The sequence below is a fragment of the Photorhabdus sp. RM322S genome, from assembly GCF_042879395.1.
Lineage (GTDB): Bacteria > Pseudomonadota > Gammaproteobacteria > Enterobacterales > Enterobacteriaceae > Photorhabdus > Photorhabdus khanii.
On sequence record NZ_JBHFKW010000005.1, the window covers coordinates 125,065 to 137,635 of the forward strand.

Consider the following 12,571-nt stretch of genomic DNA (forward strand, 5'->3'; position numbering starts at 1 on the left):
GTGATTTCAGACCCTATTCCGAGATATGGTTAATTATGTTTCAGCCCCAGGCTGTCACGTAATAAATTAAGACGCTCCAGATCACCATCGCTGGCAGCCTGCTGGAGTGATTTGGTAGGTGCATGCATCAGACGATTCGTCAATTGATGAGTTAATTGATTTATTGTCTGTTCTACGTCAGCCCCCTGGTTGATAGCAGCCAGCGCTTTAGCGGTCATTTCAACCCGCATCTGTTCTGCCTGAGCACGATATTCACGGATTGAGTTGACTGCGCCTTGTGAACGCAACCAGTCCATAAAATAACCGCTTTCCTGCTGAACAATATATTCAGCCTGAACAGCCGCCGCTTTGCGCTGTGCAAGATTGCGCTGAATAATTGCCTGCAAATCATCAACACTGTAGAGGTAGACGTTATTCAATTTTTCCACATCAGGCTCTACATCGCGGGGAACAGCGATATCAACGAGCAACATAGGTTGGTTACGGCGTAACTTTAATGCACGTTCAACCATGCCTTTACCAATAATAGGCAAAGGGCTGGCGGTTGAACTGATGACAATATCAGCTTCGGCTAAACGTGTATCAATATCAGGCAAAGTGATCACTTCCGCCTGCACTTCGTCAGCCAATACCTGCGCCTTCTCTCTCGTTCTGTTAGCAATCATCATATGGTGCACCCGATGCTCTTTCAGATGGCGGGCAACCAGCTCAATGGTTTCCCCTGCACCAACCAGCAAAATATTCAGTTCAGAAAGTGTTTCAAAAATCTGCCGCGCCAGGGTACACGCCGCAAAAGCAACGGAAACCGCATTTGAACCAATCTCTGTTTCAGTCCTGACGCGCTTGGCGACAGAAAATGATTTTTGAAACAATCGCTCCAACTCACTCGATAAAGAATGGCTGTCCTGCGACTCGGCAAATGCTCTCTTCACTTGCCCAAGGATCTGAGGTTCCCCAAGTACCAACGAATCCAACCCACTCGCTACTCTCATCAAGTGACTGACAGCTTCATTATCATGATGCCAGTAAAGACTGGATTTTAGATCCCTGGGATTAAGCTGGTGGTATTCACACAGCCAGTTAATCAATTGTTCATACAGATTATCCTGCTGTTCTACACTGAGATAAAGCTCTGTACGGTTACACGTTGACAATACCACTCCCCCCCTCACCAGGGGTTGCTGGAGAAGGTTGTCGAGTGCTTCACTGATAGTGTCCGGTGAAAAAGTCACCCGTTCACGCAGGGATACAGGAGCGGTTTTATGGTTGATACCAAGTGCTAACAAAGTCATATTGAATTATCAGCAGGAAGGCAATTCATCGTAAAAAACATCTTGTTTTGATGAAATCATCACCCTTAATAAGGACTCTTAATTAGCTGTGCATTCTACTTGATACCTCCGTTCAATAAAAGACGCTCAACCACGTCTGATATCATTATTCAGGATATTTTTTGAGATTTAACTGGATTAATGCGCCATTCTTCACTATTAAGTGGTGTAAAAGTTTTCATGTTATTAATCAGAGATTGCCAATGAAGCCAATGCAAAAATTATCACTATTCCGTCTGCTGCCACTCTCTTGCGTGCTGTTGACCGCCTGTACATTAACGCAACCCGGTGGATACAGTTCGGCAGATTCCCCGCAGTGGCGGGCACACACACAACAACTACAGCAATTGAACCAATACCAGACCCGTGGATCTTTTGCCTATTTGGCTAATGAAAAGAAAGTTTATGCCCGCTTTTTCTGGCAACAATATAACCCTGAGCGCTACCGTTTATTATTGACAAACCCACTGGGCAGCACTGAATTAGAGCTGATCGTTCAGCCCGGTATGACGCAATTAACCGATAACCAGGGTAAAAAATATTTCAGTGATAATCCTGAAGAGATCATTTATCAACTCACCGATATGGATATTCCACTGGATAATCTGCGACATTGGATAACCGGTCTTCCTGGTGACGCAAAAGACTTCAAGCTGGATGCTAACTATCTGTTGAAAACTTTAAACTATCAACAACATGGCGCAACATGGCAGGTTAATTATCAATCTTACGATACTGCCACAACCCCCTCTCTTCCTGACCGTCTTGAACTGACTCAGGGCGATCGCCGCATTAAGCTGAAAATGGATAACTGGACCACAAAATAATGACGCTGACCTGGCCTTCACCCGCAAAACTTAACCTGTTTCTCTATATCACCGGTCGCCGCGCTGATGGTTATCACCAGTTACAAACCTTGTTTCAGTTTCTGGATTATGGTGATGAAATTACCATCACCCCACGTCAGGATAATGAAATCCGTTTACTGACGCCGGTAGAAGGCGTAGAGCATGATAATAACCTAATTGTTCGCGCGGCACGTCTGTTGCAATCCTACAGCCATCAACACGGTACCGGCATTACTCATCAAGGTGCAGATATCTGTATCAACAAGCGTCTGCCTATGGGCGGTGGGTTAGGCGGAGGTTCATCGAATGCCGCTACCGTACTGGTAGCCCTGAATGACCACTGGCAAACCAGCCTCACAGACGAGACACTGGCAACCCTCGGCGTCAGCCTTGGTGCTGATGTGCCAGTCTTTATTAAAGGCCACGCCGCATTTGCAGAAGGTATTGGTGAAATCCTGCATATAGCAAAGCCGGAAGAGAAGTGGTATCTGGTTGCTCACCCTGGGATTGAGATCCCAACTCTGCGTGTCTTCACAGATCCGGAATTAAAACGTGATACACCAATTCGCTCTCTGGCCGCATTATTACAGGCTCCGTACGCAAATGATTGCGAATCTCTTGTAAGAAAACGTTTTCGTAAGGTTGAACAGCTTCTTTCATGGCTGCTAGAATACGCGCCGTCACGCCTGACAGGGACCGGTGCATGTGTATTCGGTGAATTCGAATCAGAAGCATCGGCCCGTAAGGTGTTAAATCAAGCCCCTGAGTGGTTGCATGGTTTTGTTGCGCGTGGCGTCAACAATTCACCTTTGCACAGTTTCCGCTCTGGGATACCCGGTTATTGAACCAATGAATAGATATCGTTCATCTGAGCATTGGTCAACAATATCTCTCTGGACGCAAGCCTGAGGTTTTTCTCGTGCCCGATATGAAGCTTTTTGCTGGTAACGCCATCCCGGAACTAGCACAACGTGTTGCCAACCGCCTGTACACCAATCTTGGAGACGCTGCTGTCGGTCGTTTCAGCGACGGTGAAGTCAGCGTACAAATTAACGAAAATGTACGCGGTGGTGATATTTTCATCATCCAGTCCACTTGTGCACCGACCAACGACAACTTAATGGAATTGGTCGTTATGGTTGATGCACTGCGCCGTGCCTCCGCCGGACGTATTACCGCAGTCATCCCTTACTTCGGTTATGCCCGTCAGGACCGCCGGGTCCGTTCAGCCCGTGTGCCGATTACCGCAAAAGTTGTCGCAGACTTCCTGTCCAGTGTCGGCGTAGACCGCGTATTGACAGTTGATCTGCATGCTGAACAGATCCAAGGTTTCTTTGACGTTCCGGTTGATAACGTATTTGGCAGCCCGATTCTGCTGGAAGATATGTTGCAGCAAGAATTGGAAAACCCTATCGTCGTTTCCCCGGATATTGGTGGTGTAGTCCGCGCCCGCGCTATCGCTAAACTGCTGAATGACACAGATATGGCTATCATTGATAAACGCCGGCCACGCGCTAACGTTTCTCAGGTGATGCACATCATTGGTGATGTTGCTGGTCGCGACTGCGTACTGGTCGATGACATGATTGATACCGGCGGTACATTATGCAAAGCGGCTGAAGCATTGAAAGAACGTGGAGCCAAACGTGTATTTGCCTATGCAACTCACCCGATTTTCTCCGGCAACGCAGTGGACAACATCAAAAACTCGGTGATTGATGAAGTCATTGTCTGTGACACCATCCCATTGTCTGCTGAGATCAAGGCACTGAACAAGGTTCGCACTCTGACTTTATCCGGTATGTTAGCTGAAGCGATCCGCCGCATCAGTAATGAAGAGTCAATCTCTGCAATGTTTGAACACTAAGTTTCATCCATAATCGCCTTATAAGAAAAAACCCGTTGTCAAAAGCTTCAACGGGTTTTTTGCTTATCCAGAGACATAATCATATATCTCCATTAGCAAGAATTCTAACTAACACTGTTTTTGTTATGGATACCGATGATCACCACGACGATAACGCTCATCATAGTTTCTTAACCACCAGTAGCGATCTGCCACACCTTCCCGGCCTCCCACACCGGCACCAGCTAACCAAACAAGAGCACCAATAAAAACTCCCAATAGCGCTGCTTCAGATAAAAACTCAGGCCAGCCAAAACCGAAGATATGGGGCAGTAATGTATAAGCCAGGCTGCTAATAATGGTCAACATACCAATACCCATTAATACATTACCGACTATGAAGGCACTTTGACGTTTCATTTGTTACCTCCAACACTCTTCGTGCACACTAAGAACCTAAAGTCAAAAACTTATGTTTACTTACACTATAGAGTATAGCCCTATTTGCTAAAAGGTCATTGCGGACACGATCACAACTAACAAAGATTTAATTGCAATTCCCTATTTATGGTGAGAAATAACATGATAAAAATAATAACTTAGATAACCTGAACCTCATTAAAAAAAGTTCAGGTTTTAGCTGTAATATTGATATATAACAATGATAGTTGTGAAATTCAATTTAGGTTATATATTTTTATTCAATAATAAACTACGCAATCAGTATCTCCCAAATATCCAGCGTCCAATATAGTTATGAGTTTAACATTATCGATATTCCACGATGTATCCGATCACCCAGGCAACCTATACCAATCGATGAATATTTAATTTTGGGTGGTTCATAACGATACGAAGATCCAATGTAACTAGAATAAATTCTAAAGCTAAAATATCCATTTTTATCGGTAATATTATCGTCTACAATAAAAGCACCGATAGATGTCTTAGCATAGAATTTATATCTAAGTATACCATATATAGTCACAATATTTTTGGGATCAAGATTAGGGTAATTGGTTAAATCACTTTTTGCCGCGTTTTCTATTAGATAAAAGCTCAATTAGTTAAATTTACTGTCTAAATAAGTTTTCATAATTATGCTCCATCTCCAACCAGCCCTTGTGTACTAAGACATACAGTCTTTTCATCCAAGCAGTCCGTAGAATCAGTGAGATAGGCTACAGAACCAACATTGCTTAAAAAGAAAACAAAAGGCATAGGTGTATCGGTATTATGGAAAGCTATTTAGAGTGATTAATACGTTGATGTACTGACAGTTAAGGCCGACTCTCTGTGAACCCAGTAAATAACTCAGCTTTTTAAGGCTGTTGAAATAATGAGGACAGAGAGTGCGGATAACAACGTATAACAAAGGACCATGTGTCCCCGATTACATTATTCTTGTGGTTTTTCCGGTAGTTGTACCCGAACATTGAGTACTCGTCCATCAGGGATGTCGCATAACTCACCATCATTGTAATAAATGACTTCCCCATCACCGTTAATACTTTTGACGCGCTTATTTTGGGCAAATATCGGCGCATCGGTATTTTGACGATGATAACATTCGATGGTTATATCGCCGTTGGATGTGTCTACCGATTCATAAACCCAAATAAGATTTAACCCGTTGCTGTCTGCCGGGACGATGGTACCACCGTGAATTCCCCATGCTCCATCTTTAGCAAAACCGTTACAGCCGCTGATGCGATATTTCCCGGTCTCTATCCGCTTAACAATCATCCCTTCCGCTTCGCGAGTTAGCTTATAAGTTCCGTCTGGATAAATACTCACTACGGGGCTGGATACTCTAAGATTACCGTTAGTATCGGCGATACAATTATCATTAAAAACGGCAATAGGGTTACCGTTATATCTCAACTTCTCGCCAACTGTCAGCCTGCCATATTTTTTTTCATTGCAAATATCAAAATCCGATGACCCGCCAATCGGAAATCCAACGAATGCCGTTCTTGTTGCCCCCTCATAAAACTGCAAATATGCATGTCCGCCTGTATCGTATATTATGTTAAAAATACCCGCACCCCCCTTTAAATTTGCCGATGCGGCTTCAATTCGACCCGCAGGAGAAACAGAAAAGACCCGATTATTATTAATATATGCAGCCAACTCACCACCGATTGTTAATTTGCTAGATTTTTTTTCGTTACAAATATCAAAATCCGATGACCCGTCACCTGGAAATCCAACATAAGCCGTTCTTTTTGCCCCTTCAATAAACTGACAATATGCATGTTTACCCGTGTCATGAGTTATATTAAAAACTCCGGCATTCCCCTTTATATTCGCTGACGCGGCTTCAATCTGACCCGCAGGAGAAACAGAAAAAACTCGTTTACCATTAATATCTATCGTATATCCGTAAGTATCGACGCTACTGCCACGCACAATACCGGTTTTAATATAATTGTCATACCAATTGTAAAGCGTAAACGCGACTATTTCACTTGTCGGTTTAGCACCCTGCAAAGAAACTAACATAGTCGCATTACGTTCAGTGGGCAGTGTTTCAACCTGTTTAAACCTAAAATACTGTGGATAATTTCCACCATTGGCCGATACCGCATTTTTTGCTAACGCTACCGTTTCCGATAAGCCGAGGTTTTTCACAAACGCGTTTTTATCAGGAATATCTGCGCCATTTTGATTTTTTGCCAATCGGTTATTAGCGTTATCATTTACATCAGAAACAAGCTTCTGCGTTACCGCGAGAGTATGACTATTACCTATTTTATCTGTGAGCTGAGTAACACCTTTTTGTGTTAATGAAGCACTAGGTACTTCTATTGCAATTTTTTGTTCTAATGCTCTATTTAATTGAACAATAAGTTTAGCTATATCCCCATCATCCAGAACATCATTGCCGGAATATGTTGCGATAAAATTGGCTACAACAGATGCTATTGTCGATGACTGACGTAATACCTTGTTTAGTAAATGAGTAGTAATATTTTCTGGTGGAAATCCAGTCAGCAAATCCTTACTTTCTTCATATCTTTCCTGACTCACCACATTAGCATTATTACTAATAGAAAAAGCTTTAAAATCATTTTTTTGACTCATACATCCTCCTAAAATTAAAAAAACATCATTTCATAATCAACATGTTGGATTATCGTAAAAATCGTTCTACATAATTTATTTCAATTATAGTCTATCTCGAAAAAACAATAATAAAACTTTCTTATGACTTAGGTAGTTAACTATTTTTGTACCACTGGCAATAATAAAAAATTTAATATTTTCAAACCAAACAGATATCAAAACTATTTGTGCTTAATATCTGTAAATGACTTTTCTCCTTCCAATTTCCTCTCGAAAATTTTCGTAACAATATTTCCAAGCTTTCAAACTGAATTTTGTACTTGTAGCCCCCGACAGGTAAACTATTCTTCTTTTTGTTTTACTGCCAAAAGTGAAGAAAAATAGTGAGTAACATAAAATTAATCGTCGGTCTGGCTAATCCCGGTGCTGAATATGCCCAAACCAGACACAATGCCGGAGCCTGGTATGTTGATCTACTCGCTCGGAGCCACAATCAATCACTGAAAGAAGAGAGTAAATTTTTCGGTTACACTGCCCGGATTAATATGTGCGGTCATGATATTCGTCTGTTAGTCCCAACGACATTTATGAATCTCAGTGGTAAATCTGTTGCAGCCATCACCTCCTTTTACCGTATCCAACCAGATGAAATTCTGGTGGCCCATGATGAACTCGATTTACCGCCGGGAGTGGCAAAAATGAAGCTGGGCGGAAGTCATGGCGGCCATAATGGTTTGAAAGATATTCAAAACAAATTTGGCAATAATCCTAACTTCTATCGCTTACGTATTGGTATCGGTCATCCAGGCGATAAAAATAAAGTTATTGGCTTTGTGCTGGGAAAACCACCAGCCAGTGAACAAAAGCTGATTGATGACGCGATTGATGAAGCTCTGCGCTGCACTGATATTCTGATGAAACAAGATATGGATAAAGCGATCAACCGATTGCACAGCTTCAAAGCCAGTGCCTGACGACACAGAATAGATAAATCCTATTTGCGGGATCGTGATAGCTCGCCATTCCGTGTATAATGGCGCCAATTTTTTCTGACATCATAAAGGCTACCCCAGCCTTTTGATTTATAAGTAATTTAAGGTGAAAATTTATGGGATTCAAATGCGGTATCGTTGGCTTGCCTAACGTCGGAAAATCAACATTATTCAATGCGCTGACCAAAGCAGGTATCGAAGCAGCAAACTTCCCGTTCTGCACCATTGAACCAAATACCGGTGTAGTACCTATGCCCGATCCACGGCTTGAGCAATTGGCGCAAATTGTAAAACCTCAACGTATCCTGCCTACCACAATGGAATTCGTCGATATTGCTGGTCTGGTGAAAGGCGCATCAAAAGGTGAAGGTCTGGGCAACCAGTTTCTGACTAATATTCGTGAAACAGAAGCTATCGGCCATGTTGTGCGTTGCTTCGTCAACGACAATATCATTCACGTTTCCGGTCAGGTTGACCCTGCCGCGGATATTGAGATCATCAATACAGAACTGGCACTTTCCGATCTGGATACTTGTGAGCGAGCCATTCATCGCGTCCAGAAAAAAGCCAAAGGTGGCGATAAAGATGCCAAAGCTGAACTGGAAGCGCTGGAAAAATGCCTACCGCATCTGGAACAAGCCGGTATGCTGCGGGCATTGGATCTCAGTGCCGAAGAGAAAGCCGCTATCCGCTACTTGAGTTTCCTGACGCTGAAACCCACGATGTACATTGCTAATGTCAACGAAGAGGGTTTTGAAAATAATCCTCATCTGGATATTGTTCGTGCAATCGCAGAACAAGAGGGATCGGTGGTCGTCCCTGTTTGTGCTGCGGTAGAATCCGATATCGCAGAGCTGGAAGATGACGAACGCGAAGAGTTTATGGCTGAACTTGGTCTGGAAGAACCCGGTTTAAACCGCGTTATCCGTGCTGGTTATCAGTTATTGAATCTGCAAACTTACTTCACCGCCGGTGTGAAAGAAGTCCGGGCATGGACAATCCCTGTAGGCGCAACCGCACCGCAGGCTGCCGGTAAGATCCACACTGATTTCGAAAAAGGTTTTATCCGTGCGCAAACTATCGCTTTTGAAGATTTCATCACTTATAAAGGCGAACAAGGCGCAAAAGAAGCCGGTAAAATGCGTTCAGAAGGTAAGGATTATATCGTTAAAGATGGCGATGTGATGAACTTCTTGTTTAATGTCTAAATATTTTTTTCTGTCTCATGACATCTCACGATATTTCATGAGGATCAGAAAAACACTTAAAATCCACGCAGTTGCGTGGATTTTTATTTTCAATCTTCGATTAGCCCACCTTTCACCGGCAGGCCAATAGTGTAATCCCTCTTTCACGGACATCAGTGTTGGCGGGCAGTTTTCGCGTGTCAGTAACCAATCAACCGTAGCCAGCAACTCAATTGTAGCTTGACGGCGTCGGTGTAACAAACCATCCCTTCCAGCAACGCAATCGGACGATGCTGATGAATAAGTGCCTTAATCCCCTTATCACAATTAATTGAATGCAAATTTTGCTTACTAACTGGAAAGTCTGCCTGAAATCCATCACTGTTGAACTTATCCAAATTTAATTTAAAGCCTTCTGTTATTTCAGAAGGCGCTTCAAATTTCCGGCAAAATCGAAATCGTTTTTTATTTATCTCCGACTTTTCCTTGATTAATATAAGTTCTTAAATTTCGTTATTATCGCTATCCTACCTTTCATCTCTAATAACAATAAAACAAGATAAACCAAACGACAAAAAACATTTTAACCAAGACGATAATATAATCAACAACAATCTTCACTCGTAATTATTCATTTAAAATCAATATAAATAAAAAACAAATCAATATATAATTGATAATAAAATAAATTATTAGCAGATATAAATACATATCCAGTTGTATAATAAAGAGTTATTTTTATAAAATACTCTAAAAAACAAATTTCATGATAACAAGCTTTACATACTGTATTTTTAAACTATTATGGAAATATAATAGACGCAATTTCTATCAATTGACATAGATATTACCAGTTTTCAGAAAAAATATTTATCATACAAAATAAAACCATATCTTATTGATCTAAAATAAATTATATTTCCTGAAGACAGAATTAACCTGGATTAAAAGTAAATATTCAATAGTTAATTAAATAAACTTATAAGGAAAATAATCATGAAGAATATATTCACCAGCTCTGACTATGAATTTAAAAAGGCTCAAGAGTGGCTGGAGTATATTAAACAAGGAAAACTAAGATACCTGAAAACACAGGAATACCCCGATAACATTTTTTCTCATTCCCCGGCACCTGAAAATCTTTCTAACGTGCAAAGCCCAGCCAGTGTAGCAGTAACAAATGAATATTCAATATTTGCAAAGAAATCTGCTACATCATATAAATACCCAGTAAGCGTCACTGAGGGTTTGCAAACTATCATCAACTTATGTCGGATAGCTTCAGGTTATGACCCTTTAAAGCCAGAAGGTAATGGCAATGCGAAAAAGTTCATTGCATTCACAAAAGAAATAGCAAATATTCCATTTCTCTCTTTATTGTGGGCAGACTCAAGTATTGTGATTCAACAAAGCCATAATACCGATATCCTAATAGATTCTTTTGTCCAAGCCTTTAAAGGACTCTCTCCTCAGGATAAAATTACAATCAAAATCTATCTAAAAGCGCTGGCTAATACTGCTTTATCATATGCTGATGAGAAAGAAAGACAATCTAATTTCGTACAATACGCTCTTACTAAACCCCCAAATGGCGCTTCACTTGTATTGTATTCATCTGTGTTAACAATAAAGAGAGTGAATAATAAAGGTACTATAAAATTCACATCCAGTTATAAACTTTCACAGGCAGAATATAATCTCAGCCAAGCATCATGGGAAAATGTAAAACCGGCATTCGAGAAAGAAAATAAAATATCAATCGAATATTTAATTGACTGCATGACAACCAGACTAAAAACATAAATTAAAATATTTTTATAAATAGATTAATTGATCCAGATCAACGGAATTATTAAAAACATACTTTCGAGAATATTTTAAATAAATTTCCACCATTAATCATAGTTATCACATAGAATGACTAGTTTCCAATAAAAATAGATAACAATAATATAATGAATGAGATATACCATCAGTGCATATGAAAATATATCGTTCAACTATACAATATGAATTAATCTTATAAGATTAATTTCCAGAGAGAAAATTTTACAAATGGCGTTTTTATACTAATATAAAAACGCCACATGAACAATCATTTATCAATGAGAAATAAATTAAATTACATACTATCCATCATCAATATTTTATAATGAAAAACGTTCACTTATAGATATAATTGGCTCATAGGAAAGTGTGTTTATTAATCGTTTGAAATCTATTAACGAAAAATTTTAAGATAAAAAATAAGTTTACATAGGCATTGTTGCAAATAGGACTCAATATCGTTCCTTATTTTCAACAGTATTTTAACATTCAATATCTAGTTTAATAAACCTATAAAGGACAAAAATCATGGAAAATATCTTAAGCAATCCTGATTACGCAGTAAAAAAAACACAAGAATGGATGGAACATATTGAGAAAGGAGGAACAAGGTTGCTGAAAGATTGGCAACGCTCAGATAACATTTTCACAGATATTTCCGATCTTGAAGATTATTCCAAAGTACAAAGCCCAGCTAATGCCGCAGCGACAGAAAATTATATACTCCTGGCAAATCAATCTGCTACATCATATAAGTATCCGGTAAGCGTTACCGAAGGTCTGCAAACTATAGTGAATATATGTCGTGCAGTTTCAGGTTATAATGCGTTAGATCCTGAAGGCAAAGGCAATAAAGAACACTTCTTTGCATTTACAAAAGAATTATCGGGTGTACCGATCCTTTCCTTAATATCAAAAAGCGTACAAAATGTTGTCCAAAAAAGCCGTAATCTGGATGTTTTGATCAACTCTTTCCTGGAAAGCTTCCAAGGTTTAACTTATCTGGAGAGAGACCAGATGAGAACCCCCTTGAGACAACTGGCTCTCGCTGCGTTATCATATGCGGGTAAAAAGCAGACTCGATCTAATTTCGTACAAAACGTGCTTGCCACATCGCCAAGAGGTGTATCATGCTTCTTATATTGGTCTGAATTTTCAATAATCGCTTTAGAAGATAATAAAGGCACTATCGAATTTCAATCTACTTACCTTCTACCGCAAGCAGAATATCAACTGAGTTACGAAGCATGGAGAAACGCGCGGCCCGCATTCGAGAAAGCGCAGAAGGAAACATTAGAAGATTGGATTAACAATATGACAACCAGGAAGAAAGAAAAGAAGTAAGGGCACGTTGTATAGAATAAGTTGATATAGTGAAATAACTGACAAAATGGTGTCCGCAAATTCATCGTGGACACCATGATGAATATCTCTGATATAAAACACTTTATTAAAACAAGCAATAAATACA

Annotated in this window: 11 protein-coding genes; 7 read left to right on the top strand and 4 right to left on the bottom strand. The window is 40.3% G+C overall.

Features of this window, described 5'->3' with window-relative positions:
• Positions 1–29 precede the first annotated feature (29 nt).
• Positions 30–1,292 (bottom strand): glutamyl-tRNA reductase, encoded by a 1,263-nt coding sequence (hemA, locus tag ACGF63_RS04955; RefSeq protein ID WP_387629162.1) that lies wholly within the window; start codon positions 1,290–1,292, stop codon positions 30–32.
• A 242-nt stretch (positions 1,293–1,534) separates the two neighbouring features.
• On the opposite strand from hemA, the gene lolB reads away from it, so the two are divergent.
• The 3 genes from lolB (at position 1,535) to prs (ending at position 4,046) form a co-directional block, all read left to right on the top strand.
• Positions 1,535–2,158 carry a lipoprotein insertase outer membrane protein LolB gene (gene lolB / locus ACGF63_RS04960; RefSeq protein ID WP_081738247.1) on the top strand — a complete coding sequence of 208 codons (624 nt, stop codon included), beginning with the start codon at positions 1,535–1,537 and terminating at the stop codon, positions 2,156–2,158.
• Entirely contained in the window at positions 2,158–3,024 is an 867-nt protein-coding gene (ispE, locus tag ACGF63_RS04965) for a 4-(cytidine 5'-diphospho)-2-C-methyl-D-erythritol kinase (RefSeq protein WP_036847642.1), read from the top strand. The genes lolB and ispE overlap by 1 nt, the downstream gene beginning before the upstream one ends.
• A 74-nt stretch (positions 3,025–3,098) precedes the next feature.
• The gene (gene prs / locus ACGF63_RS04970; protein ID WP_036847644.1) at positions 3,099–4,046 is read left to right on the top strand and encodes a ribose-phosphate diphosphokinase; all 948 of its coding nucleotides are present in this window, start codon (positions 3,099–3,101) and stop codon (positions 4,044–4,046) included.
• A 123-nt stretch (positions 4,047–4,169) separates the two neighbouring features.
• Here the strand turns inward: prs and ychH are convergent, their stop codons facing one another.
• Positions 4,170–4,445 carry a stress-induced protein YchH gene (gene ychH / locus ACGF63_RS04975; protein ID WP_036847646.1) on the bottom strand — a complete coding sequence of 92 codons (276 nt, stop codon included), beginning with the start codon at positions 4,443–4,445 and terminating at the stop codon, positions 4,170–4,172.
• Positions 4,446–5,423: 978 nt separating this feature from the next.
• Complete coding sequence (locus ACGF63_RS04980) at positions 5,424–7,112, bottom strand: phage tail protein (protein ID WP_387629166.1); 1,689 nt, start codon at positions 7,110–7,112, stop codon at positions 5,424–5,426.
• 365 nt (positions 7,113–7,477) lie between these two features.
• Between ACGF63_RS04980 and pth the strand changes: the two genes are divergently transcribed.
• A complete protein-coding gene (gene pth, locus ACGF63_RS04985) occupies positions 7,478–8,068 on the top strand; it encodes an aminoacyl-tRNA hydrolase (protein WP_387629169.1) in 591 nt (196 codons plus the stop codon).
• 134 nt (positions 8,069–8,202) lie between these two features.
• Complete coding sequence (gene ychF, locus ACGF63_RS04990; RefSeq protein ID WP_036847661.1) at positions 8,203–9,294, top strand: redox-regulated ATPase YchF; 1,092 nt, start codon at positions 8,203–8,205, stop codon at positions 9,292–9,294.
• 179 nt (positions 9,295–9,473) lie between these two features.
• Here the strand turns inward: ychF and ACGF63_RS04995 are convergent, their stop codons facing one another.
• Positions 9,474–9,671, bottom strand: a complete 198-nt coding sequence (locus tag ACGF63_RS04995; protein ID WP_157890153.1) for a hypothetical protein — start codon at positions 9,669–9,671, stop codon at positions 9,474–9,476.
• Positions 9,672–10,269: 598 nt separating this feature from the next.
• Between ACGF63_RS04995 and ACGF63_RS05000 the strand changes: the two genes are divergently transcribed.
• Both ACGF63_RS05000 and ACGF63_RS05005 read left to right on the top strand, forming a co-directional pair.
• A complete protein-coding gene (locus ACGF63_RS05000; protein WP_036847665.1) occupies positions 10,270–11,076 on the top strand; it encodes a hypothetical protein in 807 nt (268 codons plus the stop codon).
• Between the two features lie 552 nt (positions 11,077–11,628).
• Complete coding sequence (locus tag ACGF63_RS05005; RefSeq protein WP_239002302.1) at positions 11,629–12,444, top strand: hypothetical protein; 816 nt, start codon at positions 11,629–11,631, stop codon at positions 12,442–12,444.
• Positions 12,445–12,571 lie beyond the last annotated feature (127 nt).